The sequence below is a fragment of the Streptomyces fuscichromogenes genome, assembly GCF_014645815.1.
Taxonomy (GTDB): domain Bacteria; phylum Actinomycetota; class Actinomycetes; order Streptomycetales; family Streptomycetaceae; genus Streptomyces; species Streptomyces fuscichromogenes.
This window is the reverse complement of sequence record NZ_BMML01000008.1, coordinates 1-16,074: the sequence shown is the minus strand read 5'-3', so window position 1 is coordinate 16,074 and position 16,074 is coordinate 1. Positions and strand designations below refer to the sequence as shown.

13 protein-coding genes and 2 pseudogenes are annotated in these 16,074 nt (G+C 70.7%); 10 read left to right on the top strand and 5 right to left on the bottom strand.

Going from position 1 to position 16,074, the window contains the following annotated elements; translation table 11 throughout:
• Positions 1–7 precede the first annotated feature (7 nt).
• Positions 8–2,647, bottom strand: a complete 2,640-nt coding sequence (locus IEZ11_RS18740) for a MinD/ParA family ATP-binding protein (protein ID WP_444544933.1) — start codon at positions 2,645–2,647, stop codon at positions 8–10.
• 190 nt (positions 2,648–2,837) lie between these two features.
• On the opposite strand from IEZ11_RS18740, the gene IEZ11_RS52750 reads away from it, so the two are divergent.
• Complete coding sequence (locus IEZ11_RS52750) at positions 2,838–3,410, top strand: hypothetical protein (protein WP_444544934.1); 573 nt, start codon at positions 2,838–2,840, stop codon at positions 3,408–3,410.
• Positions 3,411–3,433: 23 nt separating this feature from the next.
• On the opposite strand, the pseudogene IEZ11_RS52745 reads toward IEZ11_RS52750, so the two are convergent.
• Both IEZ11_RS52745 and IEZ11_RS18735 read right to left on the bottom strand, forming a co-directional pair.
• Positions 3,434–3,514: pseudogene (locus IEZ11_RS52745) on the bottom strand (SCO5717 family growth-regulating ATPase); the annotation flags it as partial.
• 480 nt (positions 3,515–3,994) lie between these two features.
• Entirely contained in the window at positions 3,995–4,288 is a 294-nt protein-coding gene (locus tag IEZ11_RS18735; RefSeq protein WP_189263948.1) for a DUF397 domain-containing protein, read from the bottom strand.
• 270 nt (positions 4,289–4,558) lie between these two features.
• Between IEZ11_RS18735 and rpsO the strand changes: the two genes are divergently transcribed.
• From rpsO to IEZ11_RS18710, 5 genes are all read left to right on the top strand, one after another.
• Positions 4,559–4,846 carry a 30S ribosomal protein S15 gene (gene rpsO / locus IEZ11_RS18730; RefSeq protein WP_089098391.1) on the top strand — a complete coding sequence of 96 codons (288 nt, stop codon included), beginning with the start codon at positions 4,559–4,561 and terminating at the stop codon, positions 4,844–4,846.
• A gap of 312 nt (positions 4,847–5,158) precedes the next feature.
• Positions 5,159–7,378, top strand: coding sequence for a polyribonucleotide nucleotidyltransferase (locus IEZ11_RS18725; protein ID WP_189263947.1), 2,220 nt, complete (start codon positions 5,159–5,161; stop codon positions 7,376–7,378).
• The gene (locus IEZ11_RS18720) at positions 7,375–8,754 is read left to right on the top strand and encodes a M16 family metallopeptidase (protein WP_189263946.1); all 1,380 of its coding nucleotides are present in this window, start codon (positions 7,375–7,377) and stop codon (positions 8,752–8,754) included. The genes IEZ11_RS18725 and IEZ11_RS18720 overlap by 4 nt, the downstream gene beginning before the upstream one ends.
• 29 nt (positions 8,755–8,783) lie before the next feature.
• Positions 8,784–9,536 carry a 4-hydroxy-tetrahydrodipicolinate reductase gene (dapB, locus tag IEZ11_RS18715; RefSeq protein WP_189263945.1) on the top strand — a complete coding sequence of 251 codons (753 nt, stop codon included), beginning with the start codon at positions 8,784–8,786 and terminating at the stop codon, positions 9,534–9,536.
• A 20-nt stretch (positions 9,537–9,556) separates the two neighbouring features.
• On the top strand, positions 9,557–10,009 hold the full coding sequence (locus tag IEZ11_RS18710) for a tetratricopeptide repeat protein (RefSeq protein WP_189263944.1): 453 nt from the start codon (positions 9,557–9,559) through the stop codon (positions 10,007–10,009).
• Between the two features lie 103 nt (positions 10,010–10,112).
• Here IEZ11_RS18710 and IEZ11_RS18705 read toward each other — a convergent pair whose 3' ends face one another.
• Positions 10,113–10,667: an SCO5741 family PH domain-containing membrane protein gene (locus IEZ11_RS18705; protein WP_189263943.1), complete on the bottom strand. Its 555-nt coding sequence runs from the start codon at positions 10,665–10,667 to the stop codon at positions 10,113–10,115.
• Between the two features lie 91 nt (positions 10,668–10,758).
• Complete coding sequence (locus IEZ11_RS18700; RefSeq protein ID WP_189263942.1) at positions 10,759–10,995, bottom strand: hypothetical protein; 237 nt, start codon at positions 10,993–10,995, stop codon at positions 10,759–10,761.
• 201 nt (positions 10,996–11,196) lie between these two features.
• Here IEZ11_RS18700 and IEZ11_RS50945 point away from each other — a divergent pair.
• From IEZ11_RS50945 to IEZ11_RS18685, 4 genes and pseudogenes are all read left to right on the top strand, one after another.
• A pseudogene (locus IEZ11_RS50945) lies at positions 11,197–11,487 on the top strand (FAD-dependent thymidylate synthase); the annotation flags it as partial.
• On the top strand, positions 11,467–12,846 hold the full coding sequence (gene thyX / locus IEZ11_RS50940) for an FAD-dependent thymidylate synthase (protein ID WP_373294945.1): 1,380 nt from the start codon (positions 11,467–11,469) through the stop codon (positions 12,844–12,846). The pseudogene IEZ11_RS50945 and the gene thyX, both read left to right, overlap by 21 nt.
• Positions 12,847–13,078: 232 nt before the next feature.
• Positions 13,079–13,978 carry a 4-hydroxy-tetrahydrodipicolinate synthase gene (dapA, locus tag IEZ11_RS18690; protein ID WP_189263940.1) on the top strand — a complete coding sequence of 300 codons (900 nt, stop codon included), beginning with the start codon at positions 13,079–13,081 and terminating at the stop codon, positions 13,976–13,978.
• A 163-nt stretch (positions 13,979–14,141) separates the two neighbouring features.
• The gene (locus IEZ11_RS18685; RefSeq protein ID WP_189263939.1) at positions 14,142–15,827 is read left to right on the top strand and encodes a ribonuclease J; all 1,686 of its coding nucleotides are present in this window, start codon (positions 14,142–14,144) and stop codon (positions 15,825–15,827) included.
• The last annotated feature ends 247 nt before the right edge of the window (positions 15,828–16,074 follow it).

Here is a 16,074-nt window from a genome sequence, read left to right as displayed (position 1 = left end):
GGCCGGGCTACTGCTGCGGCGGCGGTCCCTGCGGGGGCTGCTGCGGGTAGCCGTATCCCGGCTGCGGCTGCGGCTGCGGCTGCGGCTGTGGGGGCTGCGGCTGTCCCGGCTGCTGCGGGTAGGGCTGGGCGCCGGGCTGGGGCTGACCGTACGGCTCCTGCTGCGGCGGGTACGGCTGCTGCTGCGGATACGGCTGTCCGGGCACGTAGGGCTGCTGCGGGCCCGGCGCGTACGGCTGCGGCTGTCCGGGTGCGTAGTACTGCTGGCCCGGCAGGGGCTGGCCCGGCATCGGCGGGGCGGCGACCGGCGGCGGGTTGCCGTCGCTGGTCCACAGGCCGTGCATCTGCTGGTGCCGTACGAAGTCCTCGGCGACCATCGCCGCGAGGTTGAAGTACGCCTCCCGCACCTTCGGCCGCATCATGTCGAGGTCGACCTCGGCACCGGCGGACAGGTGCTCGTCGAAGGGCACGACCACGACACCCCGGCAGCGCGTCTCGAAGTGCTGCACGATGTCCTCGACCTTGATCATCTTGCCGGTCTCGCGGACCCCGGAGATCACGGTGATGGAGCGCGACACGAGGTCGGCGTACCCGTGCGCGGACAGCCAGTCCAGCGTCGTGCTCGCGCTGCTGGCACCGTCCACCGACGGCGTCGAGATGATGATCAGCTGGTCGGCGAGGTCGAGCACCCCGCGCATGGCGCTGTACAGCAGACCGGTGCCGGAGTCGGTGAGGATGATCGGGTACTGCCTGCCCAGCACGTCGATCGCGCGCCGGTAGTCCTCGTCGTTGAACGCGGTCGAGACGGCCGGGTCGACGTCGTTGGCGATGATCTCCAGGCCGGACGGGGCCTGCGAGGTGAACCGCCGGATGTCCATGTAGGAGTTGAGGTACGGGATCGCCTGGACCAGGTCGCGGATGGTGGCCCCGGTCTCGCGGCGCACGCGGCGGCCGAGCGTGCCGGCGTCCGGGTTGGCGTCGATGGCGAGGATCTTGTCCTGCCGCTCGGTGGCGAGGGTGGAGCCGAGCGCGGTGGTCGTGGTGGTCTTGCCGACACCGCCCTTGAGGCTGATCACCGCTATCCGGTAGCAGGACAGCACCGGTGTGCGGATCAGCTCCAGCTTCCGCTGCCGCTCGGCCTCCTCCTTCTTCCCGCCGATCTTGAACCGGGAGGACGCGGCGGCGGGCCGGCCGCTCTTCGCCTTCTGCTTCTTGTTGTTGAGCAGCCGGTCGGAGGACAGCTCCACGGCGGCGGTGTAACCCAGCGGCGCGGCACCGGGGTTGGTCATCTGCCGCTGGTCGTGCTGGATGGGCTGCGGCCAGGCGGCACCGGCCCGGGGGTCGACGGGCGGCTGGGGCGGCTGGGGCTGGGGCTGTGCGGTCTGCGGCTCAGGTGCCTGTGGTGCCTGCGGTGCCAGTGCGGCACGCGGGTCCTGCGGGGCGGTCTGCGGCGGCTGTTGCGGCTGGGGCTGCTGCGGGAAGCCGTAGCCGCCGGGCTGGACCGGCGGCACGGGGAGCTGCGCGCCGGGCTGGGGGAACCCGTAGCCGCCCGGTCCCTGCGGCGGCTGGACGGGGGCGCCGGGCTGCGGGAAGCCGTAACCGCCCTGCGCGTCGGGCCCGGGGGGCTGCGGGACGTACGGCTGGCCGGGCTGCGGGGGCACGGGCTGGTGCCAGGCGGCGGGCGCGGGCTGCGGGGCCTGCGGCTGGAACGGAGGCGTGCCCTGCGCGGCGGCGGGCTGGGGCTGCGGCTGGCCGGGAGCGGGCTCCGGCGCGGCCGGCTGGATCGGCCACTCGGCGGCGGGCGCGGGGGCCGCGGGCTGGTACGACGGCGGCAGCGGCGGGACCACGGCCGGAGGCGTCGGCGGGATCGGCGGGGTCTGCGGGGGAGCCCAGGTGGTGGGTACGGCGTCCTCGGGAGCCGGGGGTGCCTCCTCGGGCGGCGCCGGATCTGCGGGGACGGCGGCCTGAGGTACGGCGGGGGGCGCGTCCTGAGGCTCGACGGGGTCCGCGACGGTGCCCGCGACCGGGTCTGCGACGGGGTCCTCGGCGGCTACGGCGTCGTCGGCCTCGGCGCGAGGCCCGTCTCCGTCGCTGTCGTCGCTGTCGTCGCTGCCGTCGTGGTCATCGTGGCCATTGTGGGCGGCCACGGCGACCGCGTCCTGGGCCGGAGACCCGTCTTCGTCCGCCTCGGCTGCGGCGTCGGGGTCGGTATCGGCGCCCGCGAACTCGTCGCGCGGGTACCCGTCCTCGCTCTCCTCGTCCTCGGCGCTCCCGTCGGCCGACACGGACGGCTCAGGCGTCTCGTCGGTCTCCCGGGGCTCCTCGCTCTCCTGGCCTTCGGCGCTCACCGGAAGCGCGACGACCTCGGCCTCCCGTTCGGCCTCGGCTTCGCCGTCCGCCTCCTCGGCGGCACCGGGCGCCGCGGCCTCGGCGATCTCACGCTTCAGCGCGACGGCGGAGAACCGCATCGTCGCACCGCTCTCCAGGTCGCCGTTGTCCTGCTCGGGCTCCGCCGCCGGTTCCTCGGCGGTGGCCGACTGCGGTTCGAAACCGACCGGCAGCTTCGGCACGGACGTGGGGCCGTCGGCGGGCGGCGCGGCCGGGGTGAACGGAACCGCGGGCGGGGCGGCAGGCGCCGGCGGCGTCAACTGCGCGCCCGCCGTGGAGGTAGGCGGAGGGGTGAAGGGCGCCCCCGGCGTTGACGCGGGCGTGGGAGTGAACGGGGCTCCGGGCGTTGACGCGGCCGGGGGAGTGAAGGGCGCCCCCGGAGCCGGAGCAGGCGGCGGCGTGACCGGAGCGTCCGACGTCTGAACGGCCGGTACCGGAGCCGCCGGAGGCGTGAAGGGCGCGCCGGGCGTCGAAGCGGCCGGCGGTGTGAAGGGCGCCCCCGGCGTGGAGGCGGGCGGCGGTGTGAACGGCGCGCCGGGAGTCGACGCGGGCGGCGGCGTGGTGGGAACGACCGGCACCGAGGCGGCCGGAGGCGTGAACGGCGCTCCGGGCGTGGAGGCGGGCGGCGGTGTGAAGGGCGCCCCGGGCGTCGATGCCGGCGGCGGTGTGAAGGGCGCGCCGGGCGTCGACGCGGGCGGCGGTGTGAACGGCGCGCCCGGAGCGGATGCGGACGCGGACGTGGGCGGGGACGGAGGCGAAGACGGCGGCGTGAAGGACAGCCCGGGACCCGGCCTCGCACCCCCCTGCTGGGCATGCGGAGGAGGAGTCAGCCCGGGGATCGGCGCTCCCGGCGGGAACGGCGAACGAGGCGGCGCGGCCGGGCCCGTACCGGCGCCCGGGGCGCCCGCACCCGCCGTCGGCCCGCTCGTCGGCCCGCTCTCCGCGCCGGACGTGCCCGCGGGACCCTCGGCGGTGCCCGGACCGTCGGCCGCGTTCTGCGTGTACCAGGCGGGCGGCGCGTAGTCGATCGTGAACTCGCCGGTCATCTCGTTGAGGGACTCGGCGTCGGGCTGGTCATCGCCGGGTGTGGCCCAGCCCCCGCGGATCCCGTCCCGATCGCTGCTCACAGTTCCTCCTGGTGTGGTCGAGCACCCTCATGCCGTGCCGGCGCGACGACCATGTCGTGTCGTTCTCAGCATCCGTATTCGTGTGAGGTAGTCCGATCCACCGGCTCTCCCCCGCGGGAAACCGACGTCCTGTTCACGGTCCGGACGTCGCGCCCCCCTCCCAGCCTAATCACCACGAGCCGCACCTCGGCAGGCCCGTCCGCCTCTCGTCAGAGGTCCGCCTGGTCACACCCTGCCCGGAAGTGGTGTGCAGGACCTTCCTGTTGCCGAACACTCGATGAACAAAACGGGCAAGAACCGTCAGTACGGCTACCAGTTGGCGTTCGTCATCCGGTCCGTCCTCGCGTGCGCACGGAGGAGATCCAGGTGAACCGGCCCGGGAGGACGGGACATTGCGCGCGGTCCGCGCCGGCCTCGCGACGGGACGCGGAAGGGGCGGCACGCGCGCGTGCCGCCCCTTCCGGTTGCCGTCCGCCGGGCCTACTGGGCGGCCAGGCCGCCGTTGCGCTCGTTCGGCTCCAGGTCGAACTCCCCGTCCCGCGCGCCCAGCACGAACGCCCGCCACTCCGCCTCCGTGTACCGCAGCACGGTGCCGTGGTCGAGCGAGGACCGCATGGCCACCGCGCCGTCCGGCAGATAGGCGATCTCGACCCGCTCCTCGTCCTGCTCGGTACCCGGCGCGCAGTGCCACTCGACGCCCGAGATGTCGAGCGCGTAGAGCTCGTCCCGTTCCCGCTCCTTGCGCGCCTTCATCTCCTCAGCCGTCTCGCTCATCCCGCAGCGACCCCTTCCCGTCGTACCTGGGCTGTGACCGTCACACTACTGGCGGTCGTACCGGGCCCGTACTCTCTTCCGGATCCCCGGGACAGAGCCCCCCGTCGGCACTGGTACCCTGGACGACGGCCGTTTGTGTACGCACCTCCGGATTCCTCTGCGGACCCCGGAGGCCGCGCCCAGCGGACCCCGCCTCCCGAGTAACGGAAGCTCCCCCGAGACAAAGACCGGGGGCACTCGGTGGCCACTCACAGACTACGAGGAGTACGCGTGTCGCTCGACGCCGCTACGAAGAAGCAGATCATCACCGAGTTCGGTACCAAGGAGGGCGACACCGGCTCCCCCGAGGTCCAGGTCGCCATGCTGTCGCGCCGGATCTCGGACCTGACGGAGCACCTCAAGGTCCACAAGCACGACCACCACTCCCGCCGGGGTCTGCTGATCCTGGTCGGTCAGCGCCGTCGCCTCCTGCAGTACCTGGCGAAGAAGGACATCCAGCGCTTCCGTGCGCTGGTCGACCGCCTGGGCATCCGCCGTGGTGCGGCGGGCGCCAAGTAAGACGACGTGAAGGGGAGCGGTTCCCGGAGCACACCGGGGCCGCTCCCTTTGCCGTACGTGCGGAAACGTGCGGAGTGTCACTCACGCTTTGTAGTGTGGTAGCACAACGCAATACGCACGACACATAACGACGTACGACACAGAACGAGGAGAAGCGCACCCAAGCCGCCGCCGGTCCTCGGTAGTGGCCCCCGGGGGGAAGCGAGCCCCGGGTGCTTCGATCGAAGACCGGCCCGCACCGCAGGGCGCGCTTCTCCGCAACCGTCCCCCCGCCACACGGGCGAGAGGGACGAAGACGAGGAGAAAACGCTAGTGGAGAACGAGACCCACTACGCCGAGGCCGTCATCGACAACGGCGCCTTCGGTACCCGCACCATCCGCTTCGAGACGGGCCGCCTGGCCAAGCAGGCCGCCGGCTCCGCCGTGGCGTACCTGGACGACGACACCATGGTGCTGTCGGCCACCACCGCCTCCAAGAACCCCAAGGACCAGCTCGACTTCTTCCCCCTCACGGTGGACGTCGAGGAGCGGATGTACGCCGCCGGCAAGATCCCGGGTTCCTTCTTCCGCCGTGAGGGCCGGCCGAGCGAGGACGCGATCCTCACCTGCCGTCTGATCGACCGCCCGCTGCGCCCGTCCTTCAAGAAGGGCCTGCGCAACGAGATCCAGGTCGTCGCCACCATCATGGCGCTCAACCCCGACCACCTGTACGACGTCGTCGCGATCAACGCCGCGTCCGCGTCCACCCAGCTGGCCGGTCTGCCCTTCTCCGGCCCGATCGGCGGCGTCCGCGTCGCGCTGATCAACGGCCAGTGGGTCGCCTTCCCGACGCACTCCGAGCTCGAGGACGCCGTCTTCGACATGGTGGTCGCCGGTCGCGCCCTTGAGGACGGCGACGTCGCGATCATGATGGTTGAGGCCGAGGCCACCGAGAAGACCATCCAGCTGGTCAAGGGCGGCGCCGAGGCGCCCACCGAGGAGGTCGTAGCCGCCGGTCTGGAGGCCGCGAAGCCCTTCATCAAGGTCCTCTGCAAGGCGCAGGCCGACCTCGCCGCGAAGGCCGCCAAGCCGACCGGCGAGTTCCCGATCTTCCTCGACTACCAGGACGACGTCCTGGAGGCGCTGTCCGCCGCCGTCCGCCCGGAGCTCGCCTCCGCGCTGACCATCGCGGGCAAGCAGGAGCGCGAGGCCGAGCTGGACCGCGTCAAGGGTCTGGCCGCCGAGAAGCTGCTCCCGGAGTTCGAGGGCCGCGAGAAGGAGATCTCCGCCGCGTACCGCTCGCTCACCAAGCAGCTGGTCCGCGAGCGCGTGATCAAGGAGAAGAAGCGCATCGACGGCCGCGGCGTCACGGACATCCGTACGCTCGCCGCCGAGGTCGAGGCGATCCCGCGCGTGCACGGTTCCGCGGTGTTCGAGCGTGGCGAGACCCAGATCCTGGGCGTCACCACCCTCAACATGCTCCGGATGGAGCAGCAGCTGGACACCCTCTCCCCGGTGACCCGCAAGCGCTACATGCACAACTACAACTTCCCGCCGTACTCCACCGGCGAGACCGGCCGCGTCGGCTCCCCGAAGCGCCGCGAGATCGGCCACGGCGCCCTCGCCGAGCGCGCCCTCGTGCCGGTCCTGCCGACGCGCGAGGAGTTCCCCTACGCGATCCGCCAGGTCTCCGAGGCCCTGAGCTCCAACGGCTCGACGTCCATGGGCTCGGTCTGCGCCTCCACCATGTCGCTGCTGAACGCCGGTGTGCCGCTGAAGGCCCCCGTCGCCGGTATCGCCATGGGCCTGATCTCCCAGGACATCGACGGCGAGACGCACTACGTCACCCTCACCGACATCCTCGGTGCGGAGGACGCCTTCGGCGACATGGACTTCAAGGTCGCCGGCACCAAGGAGTTCGTGACCGCGCTCCAGCTCGACACCAAGCTCGACGGCATCCCGGCCTCCGTCCTGGCCGCCGCCCTCAAGCAGGCCCGGGACGCCCGCCTCCACATCCTCGACGTGATGATGGAAGCGATCGACACCCCGGACGAGATGTCCCCCAACGCCCCGCGGATCATCACCGTCAAGATCCCCGTGGACAAGATCGGCGAGGTCATCGGCCCCAAGGGCAAGATGATCAACCAGATCCAGGAGGACACCGGCGCCGAGATCACCATCGAGGACGACGGCACCATCTACATCGGTGCCGCCGACGGCCCGTCCGCCGAGGCCGCCCGTACGACCATCAACGGCATCGCCAACCCGACGATGCCCGAGGTCGGCGAGCGCTACCTGGGCACGGTCGTGAAGACGACCACCTTCGGTGCGTTCGTCTCCCTGCTGCCCGGCAAGGACGGTCTGCTGCACATCTCGCAGATCCGCAAGCTGGCCGGCGGCAAGCGCGTGGAGAACGTCGAGGACGTCCTCGGCGTGGGCCAGAAGGTCCAGGTCGAGATCGCCGAGATCGACTCCCGCGGCAAGCTCTCCCTGATCCCCGTGATCGAGGGCGAAGAGTCCGCCGACGACCAGAAGGACGACGCCGAGCAGTGACGTCCGACGGCTCCCAGGTAACGGCCCGCACCTCTTCGGAGGCGCGGGCCGTTGCCCGTACCCAAACCCTGATCAAGGGCGAGAACGGCATCGGCACGGTCCGCAAGACCACCCTCCCGGGCGGCCTGCGCATCGTCACCGAGACCCTGCCCTCGGTCCGCTCCGCGACCTTCGGCATCTGGGCCCACGTCGGCTCCCGCGACGAGACCCCCGCCCTGAACGGCGCCACCCACTATCTGGAGCACCTGCTCTTCAAGGGCACCACGCGCCGCTCCGCCCTGGACATCTCTTCCGCCATCGACGCGGTCGGCGGCGAGATGAACGCGTTCACGGCGAAGGAGTACACGTGCTACTACGCACGCGTGCTCGACACCGACCTGCCGCTCGCCATCGACGTCGTCTGCGACATGCTGACGGGCTCCCTGATCCTCGAGGACGACGTCAACGTCGAGCGCGGCGCGATCCTCGAAGAGATCGCGATGACCGAGGACGACCCGGGCGACTGCGTGCACGACCTGTTCGCGCACACCATGTTCGGCGACAACGCCCTGGGCCGCCCGGTCCTCGGCACCGTCGACACGGTCAACGCCCTCAGCGCCGACCGCATCCGCCGCTTCTACAAGAAGCACTACGACCCCACCCACCTGGTGGTCGCGGCCGCCGGCAACATCGACCACAACAAGGTCGTGCGACAGGTCCGCACGGCCTTCGAGAAGGCCGGCGCCTTCAGGAACGCCTCGGCCGCCCCCATCGCCCCGCGCGACGGCAGCCGGACGATCCGCACCGCGGGCCGCGTCGAACTGCTCGGCCGCAAGACCGAACAGGCTCACGTCGTCCTCGGTATGCCCGGCCTCGCCCGCACCGACGACCGCCGCTGGGCGCTCGGCGTGCTCAACACGGCCCTCGGCGGCGGCATGTCCTCCCGGCTCTTCCAGGAGGTCCGCGAGAAGCGCGGCCTGGCCTACAGCGTGTACTCGTACACCTCGGGCTTCGCCGACTGCGGCCTGTTCGGCGTCTACGCCGGCTGCCGCCCCTCGCAGGTGCACGACGTCCTCAAGATCTGCCGGGACGAACTCGACCAGGTGGCCGAGTACGGCCTGCCGGAGGACGAGATCGGGCGTGCCATCGGCCAGCTCCAGGGCTCCACGGTCCTCGGCCTGGAGGACACCGGTGCGCTGATGAACCGTATCGGCAAGAGCGAACTGTGCTGGGGCGAGCAGATGTCCGTCGACGACATGCTGGCCCGGATAGCGGCGGTGACCCCGGACGAGGTCCGCTCGGTCGCCCGCGACATCCTGGGACAGCGCCCGTCGCTGTCGGTCATCGGCCCGCTCAAGGACAAACAGGCCGCACGCCTGCACGACGCCGTCGCCTGACACACCACCGGTAAGGAACGAAGACGAAGATGAGCAAGCTGCGCGTGGCGGTCCTCGGCGCCAAGGGCCGGATCGGCTCCGAGGCGGTCAGGGCGGTCGAGGCCGCCGAGGACCTGGAGCTGGTCGCCGCCCTCGGCCGGGGCGACAAGCTGGAGGCACTGGAGGCCTCCGGCGCCCAGGTCGTGGTCGAACTCACCACCCCCGCCTCGGTCATGGGCAACCTCGACTACTGCGTGCGCCGCGGCATCCACGCCGTCGTCGGCACGACGGGCTGGACCGACGAGCGTCTCGCGCAGCTCAGGGGCTGGCTCGCCCAGTCCCCGGAGACCGGCGTGCTCATCGCCCCGAACTTCTCCATCGGCGCCGTGCTGACGATGAAGTTCGCCCAGATCGCCGCGCCCTACTTCGAGTCGGTGGAGGTCGTCGAGCTCCACCACCCGAACAAGGTGGACGCCCCCTCCGGCACCGCCACCCGCACGGCGCAGCTCATCGCGGAGGCCCGTCGCGCGGCCGGCACCCCCGCGGCGCCGGACGCCACGGTGACGGCCCTGGACGGCGCGCGCGGCGCGAACGTCGACGGGATCCCCGTCCACGCGGTCCGCCTCCGCGGCCTCCTGGCCCACCAGGAGGTGCTGCTGGGAGGCGAGGGCGAGACCCTCACCGTCCGCCACGACTCCCTCCACCACAGCAGCTTCATGCCGGGCATCCTGCTCGGCGCCCGCCGCGTGGTCACGACTCCGGGCCTGACCTTCGGCCTGGAGAACTTCCTGGACCTGGGCTGAGCCCCGGAAGGTTCCTGCTCATGCGCGCGAAGATCTCCTATGCCGTCACGGCGGCCGTCCTGCTCTTCTACTTCGTCCTGGTCGGCAGCCGGGGCGTGATGCTCATCCAGACCGGCACGGTCCTCACCGTCACCTTCGGGGTGGCGGTGCTGATCCTGCCGGTCATCGGCCTGTGGTTCCTGTGGAAGAACACCCAGTTCGTCCGCCGGGCCAACGCCCTCGCCGCCCAGCTCGACGCCGAGGGCGGCCTGCCCGTGGACGAGCTGAAGCGCACACCCGGCGGCCGGATCGACCGGGACTCCGCCGACGAGGTCTTCGCCAGACGCAAGGCCGAGACGGAGGCCGCCCCCGACGACTGGCGCAGCTGGTTCCGCCTCGCCGTCGCCTACCACGACGCCCGCGACACCCCGCGCGCCCGCAAGGCGATGCAGCGCGCCATCGCCCTGCACGAGGGCAGGCCGCTGGAAGCCTGAACACCACGCACCGGCAGCGCCCCGTAGGGGCGCGGGGAACTGCGCGATCAGCCACGACGGCGCCGCAGACGACACTCGGCACATCGCGGCACTCCCGGCGGAGCTACCCGCGCCGGTACTCCGCCGCCCACGCCTCCACCGTGTCGGCCGCACGGTCGAAGGCCGACGTCCGGCCCACGAAGTCCATCCCGTGCGTGGTCAGCAGCGGCTCGGTGTCGGCCGCGGCACGGTCCGTGCGTACGAGGGTCAGCGCCTGACCCTGGACGGTCCTCGGCAGACCCAGCCAGCGCACCGGCTGCTGTGCCGTACGTACCGAGGCGATCCGCTTCCAGGGCACCGTCCGGGTGTACAGCAGACCCACCTGACGCACCCCGTGCGCGCTCACCCACACGCCCACACGCAGTATCCGCAGCGCGGCGGCGATGATCAGCAGCGCGATGCCGAGGACCGCCCCGGCGGAGGACAGCGAGCCGGTCGCGGCCAGCGCCACCGCCGCGAACAGCACGAACGAGGCGAGCAGCAGCCAGAGGGCGGCTCCTCCGACCCGCCACGGACCGGGCCGGTAGGGGCGCCGCCAGTGCTCCCGGTCGTCGTGCGGAAGGGCGCTGTCGAGTGCCGCGTCGTAGGTGCGGTCGGCCGTCAGGAAGGGCAGGGGCACGGCTGGTCCTCACTCAATCCATGCGTGGGCTGTGCCCGGTGAGGCTATCCGCCCGTGTCCCCGCCCACCACTCACGGGGGTCCGGAAGGGTTCAGCGCCCCTGGGAGGCCTGTGACTGCTGGTTCTGTGTGTCGGACGGCGTGGAGAGCGCCGGCATGCCCAGCACCACCGAGCCCACGAGCCCGGCCACGATGGTGAGCCCGAGCAGCCACCGCCCGGCTATCTGACTCGCGGACGACCGCTGACGGGGCGGTGGAGCCACATTGCTCCGGAACCTGTCGGCTTCGGCGAGGAAGGCGAACGGAACCGGTTCGCGCCGACCGAACATGGGCGGTGCATCCCCTCTCGGGATCGAACGGGTGTCTGTCATCTACACAGACGGGCGAGTGACCCGAAAGGTGCCCGGTTTCACCGAATTCACAGAAATTCGCCGGTGTATGCCGCGCCCCGGCACCGAACGCCCCGATGTCGGTACCGGGCCGTAGAGTGGGCGCCGCCCGAGAGAAGTGATGGAAGGACCCTCCGAGCCGTGACCGACACCCCCGCCGACGACCTCAAGCCCAGCTTCCGCAGCGATGTCACCGTCGACCTGGTCAAGCACAGCGCGGCCGACTCCGACGTGCTGTGGGCCGCACGGGTCTCCACCGCCGGCGAGCAGTCCCTGGCCGAGCTGCAGAAGGACCCGGAGCGCTCCAAGGGCCTCATCAACTACCTGATGCGGGACCGCCACGGCAGCCCCTTCGAACACAACTCGATGACCTTCTTCATCAGCGCACCGATCTTCGTCTTCCGCGAGTTCATGCGGCACCGGGTGGGGTGGTGCATCGCCGGGGACACCGAGATCACTCTGGAGAGCGAGGCCGGTCACCTGCGCCGGCGCACCATCGCCGAGCTGTACAAGCTCTGGCACCTGGGCGTCGAGGACCGGCTGCCGCACTCGGCCGGGGGCGTGACCTGGAACAGCCGGGCGGGCAAGTGGATGGCCCAGGTGCGCCGCGGCGACACCGACCACTACCTCGGCCTGTACGAGAATCGCGAGGCGGCCGAGTCTGCCGTCGCGGAGTTCCGGGAGCTGCACCCCAGCACCCGCATCCGCAAGCTTGAATCCGTGCGCCGCACCCACGTGCGCTGCTACGACGAGGAGACCCTGCTCGCCCAGCGCGCCAGGATCGTCGACGTGATCGAGTCGGGTGTGAAGCCGCTCATCAAGATCACCACCGCCTCGGGCAAGACTCTCCGCTGCACGGTTGACCACGCCCTCTTCACGCCCGAGGGATGGTGCAAGGCGGGAGAGCTCACCGTCGGGGATGCCGTTCTGGTCTCCGGCACGGCGCCGCGCCCGTCGCAGGGGCTGGTCCCGCCGAGCCTGCGCCGGGGTATCGGCGTATGGACCTCGATGCAGCGCGAACGGCTCATCAAGGACACCGACACCTGCCACCTGTGCGGTCAGGACTTCCCGCGGGAGCAGCTCGCACTGGACCACGTCGTCCCGGTGGCCGGTGACCTGCTCCAGGCCCTCGACGAGAAGAACCTCGCCCCGGCCTGCGAGCCGTGCCATGCCGTCAAGAGCGCGGGGGAACAGGCACTGGCCCGGCGCGGCGGCAAGGTCGCCGAGGCGGTTCCGGACCAGATCCTCGCCATCGAGGCCGATGGCGAGGAGATGACCTACGACCTCTCTGTGGAAGGCCCCTGGCACAACTTCCTCGCGAACGGTTTCGTCGTCCACAACTCGTACAACGAGGAGTCGGGCCGCTACCGGGAACTGGAGCCGGTCTTCTACGTCCCCGGCGGGGACCGCAAGCTGGTGCAGCAGGGCCGTCCGGGGAAGTACGAGTTCGTGCCGGGCACCGAGGCACAGCAGGAGATCGTGGAACGCTCGATGCAGGAGTCGTACGTCCAGGCGTACGAGCGCTACCAGGAGATGCTCGCCGCCGGCGTCGCCCGTGAGGTGGCCCGCGCGGTGCTGCCCGTCGGGCTCTTCTCGTCGATGTACGCCACCTGCAACGCCCGCTCGCTGATGCACTTCCTCGGGCTGCGCACCCAGCACGAGCTGGCCAAGGTGCCGTCCTTCCCGCAGCGGGAGATCGAGATGGTCGGCGAGAAGATGGAGGCGGAGTGGGCCAAGCTCATGCCGCTCACCCATGCGGCCTTCAACGCCAACGGCCGGGTCGCGCCGTAGCAGGGCGCCCACGGCCCGCCGGTCGAGCTTTTTGTCGTGCTCGGCACAGATGTGCGGATCAGCCTCGCGAAGTGTCCGTATTGCGGCATTTAGCGAAGTTCATCTAGCCTGATCAAACGGACCCGGCACTGCTTGAACCCCCGAGCAGGCAGTGCCGGGCTCCGCATTTGTCCGGACTTTCCGCACACCCCAAGGGCAGACCGCGCCGTGAGCACCGAGTAGCGTGTAACCCATGGCTCCGATCTCCACTCCGCAGACCCCCTTCGGGCGGGTCCTCACCGCGATGGTCACGCCGTTCACGGCGGACGGCGCACTCGACCTCGACGGCGCACAGCGGCTCGCCACCCACCTGGTGGACGCAGGCAACGACGGCCTGATCATCAACGGGACCACCGGCGAGTCCCCCACCACCAGTGACGCGGAGAAATCGGACCTGGTACGAGCCGTACTGGAGGCGGTCGGCGACCGCGCCCACGTCGTGGCCGGGGTCGGCACCAACGACACCCACCACAGCGTCGAACTGGCCCGCCAGGCCGAGCGCGACGGCGCCCACGGCCTGCTGATCGTCACGCCGTACTACAACAAGCCCCCACAGGAGGGCCTGTACCGGCACTTCACGGCCGTCGCCGACGCCGCCGGGCTGCCCGTCATGGTCTACGACATCCCCGGCCGCAGCGGCGTCCCGATCAGCACCGAGACGCTCGTCCGCCTCGCCGAGCACCCGAGGATCGTCGCCAACAAGGACGCCAAGGGCGACCTCGGCCGTGCGAGCTGGGCCATCTCGCAGTCCGGCCTCGCCTGGTACTCCGGCGACGACATGCTGAACCTGCCGCTGCTCTCCGTGGGCGCGGTCGGTTTCGTCTCGGTCGTCGGCCACCTGGTCACCCCCGACCTGCGGGCCCTCGTCGACGCGTACACCTCCGGTGACGTCGTCAAGGCCACCGAGATCCACCAGAAGCTGCTCCCCGTCTACACCGGCATGTTCCGCACCCAGGGCGTCATGACCACCAAGGCCGCGCTCGCCCTCCAGGGACTGCCCGCAGGACCCCTGCGGGCACCCATGGTCGAGTGCTCGGCCGAGGAGATTGCCCAGCTCAAGATCGATCTTGCCGCCGGCGGGGTACAACTCTGACAACAGACTTCCGCGCGGCCGTCCGCGCGGCAACGCTTCACAACTGAATAGGCGGGACCACCGGTGCCCGCACCCCGTAAGGACAACGACAACTGCTTATGCACGAACGTCACGCACGCCACGTGCCCGATCGGTACGTGGCGTGTGTGGTGAGGAGAGTCTTTTGAGTCATCCGCATCCTGAACTCGGCGCCCCGCCGCAGCTCCCCGAAGGCGCGCTCCGCGTCACCCCGCTGGGCGGGCTCGGTGAGATCGGCCGAAACATGACCGTCTTCGAGTACGGCGGTCGTCTACTGATCGTCGACTGCGGAGTGCTCTTCCCCGAGGAGGAGCAGCCCGGAATCGACCTGATCCTGCCGGACTTCTCGTCCGTCCGGGACCGCCTCGACGACATCGACGGCATCGTCCTCACGCACGGCCACGAGGACCACATCGGCGGTGTCCCCTTCCTTCTCCGCGAGAAGCCGGACATCCCGCTGATCGGCTCCAAGCTGACCCTCGCCCTCATCGAGGCGAAGCTCCAGGAGCACCGCATCCGCCCCTACACCCTGGAAGTGGCGGAAGGCCGGCGTGAGCGCGTCGGACCCTTCGACTGCGAGTTCGTCGCCGTCAACCACTCCATCCCGGACGCCCTGGCCGTGGCCATCCGCACCCCGGCCGGCATGGTGGTCCACACCGGCGACTTCAAGATGGACCAGCTCCCGCTGGACGGCCGGCTGACCGACCTGCACGCGTTCGCACGGCTGAGCGAGGAGGGCATCGACCTGCTCCTCGCCGACTCGACGAACGCCGAGGTCCCGGGCTTCGTCCCGCCCGAGCGGGACATCTCCAACGTCCTGCGCCAGGTCTTCGCCAGCGCGAGCAAGCGGATCATCGTGGCGAGCTTCGCCAGCCATGTCCACCGCATCCAGCAGATTCTGGACACGGCCCACGAGTACGGCCGCCGGGTCGCCTTCGTCGGCCGCTCCATGGTCCGCAACATGGGCATCGCGAGGGACCTCGGCTACCTGAAGGTCCCGCCGGGCCTGGTGGTCGACGTCAAGACGCTCGACGACCTCCCCGACCACGAGGTGGTCCTGGTCTGCACGGGCTCCCAGGGCGAACCGATGGCCGCCCTGTCCCGGATGGCCAACCGCGACCACCAGATCCGCATCGTCGACGGCGACACGGTCATCCTGGCCTCGTCGCTCATCCCGGGCAACGAGAACGCGGTCTACCGCGTCATCAACGGCCTGACCCGCTGGGGCGCCAACGTCGTCCACAAGGGCAACGCCAAGGTGCACGTCTCCGGCCACGCGTCCGCCGGCGAGCTGCTGTACTTCTACAACATCTGCCGGCCCAGGAACCTGATGCCGGTCCACGGCGAATGGCGCCACCTGCGTGCCAACGCCGAGCTCGGCGCACTCACCGGCGTACCGCACGACCGCATCGTCATCGCCGAGGACGGCGTCGTCGTCGACCTGGTCGCAGGCAAGGCCAAGATCTCCGGCAAGGTCCAGGCGGGTTACGTGTACGTCGACGGCCTCTCGGTCGGAGACGTCGGCGAGCCGGCTCTCAAGGACCGCAAGATCCTCGGCGACGAGGGCATCATCTCGGTCTTCGTCGTCGTCGACTCGTCCACCGGCAAGATCACCGGCGGTCCCCATGTCCAGGCCCGCGGCTCCGGTATCGACGACTCCGCGTTCGCGGACGTCCTCCCGAAGATCTCCGAGGTCCTGGAACGCTCGGCCCAGGACGGCGTCGTGGAGCCGCACCAGCTGCAGCAACTGATCCGTCGCACCCTCGGCAAGTGGGTCTCGGACAGGTACCGACGCCGGCCGATGATCCTGCCGGTCGTCGTGGAGGTCTGACGCGCGTACAGCGTTCGTACGACCCGTCGTACGCGTGAACCCGGAGCGGGGCGCCTCGATTTGCATCGAGCAGCCCCGCTCCAGTACGTTTACGGCTCCGCCCAACCGGGAACCCCAGTGCTTCATGCGCTGGATCCAGGAGCCCGGACCGGGTGGAAATTCCGACTCAGAACCTCTGATAAAGTCGGAACCGCCGGAAAGGGAAACGCGAGAGCGGAAACCTGGAAAGCACCGAGGAAATCGGGTC

Excerpts from the sequence above, each read along its gene's own strand:
- IEZ11_RS18735 (WP_189263948.1), bottom strand. The coding sequence starts at position 4,288 with ATGAGCGAGACGGCTGAGGAGATGAAGGCGCGCAAGGAGCGGGAACGG.
- dapB (WP_189263945.1), top strand. The coding sequence starts at position 8,784 with ATGAGCAAGCTGCGCGTGGCGGTCCTCGGCGCCAAGGGCCGGATCGGC.
- IEZ11_RS18710 (WP_189263944.1), top strand. The coding sequence starts at position 9,557 with ATGCGCGCGAAGATCTCCTATGCCGTCACGGCGGCCGTCCTGCTCTTC.
- IEZ11_RS18700 (WP_189263942.1), bottom strand. The coding sequence starts at position 10,995 with ATGTTCGGTCGGCGCGAACCGGTTCCGTTCGCCTTCCTCGCCGAAGCC.
- thyX (WP_373294945.1), top strand. The coding sequence starts at position 11,467 with ATGCGGCACCGGGTGGGGTGGTGCATCGCCGGGGACACCGAGATCACT.
- dapA (WP_189263940.1), top strand. The coding sequence starts at position 13,079 with ATGGCTCCGATCTCCACTCCGCAGACCCCCTTCGGGCGGGTCCTCACC.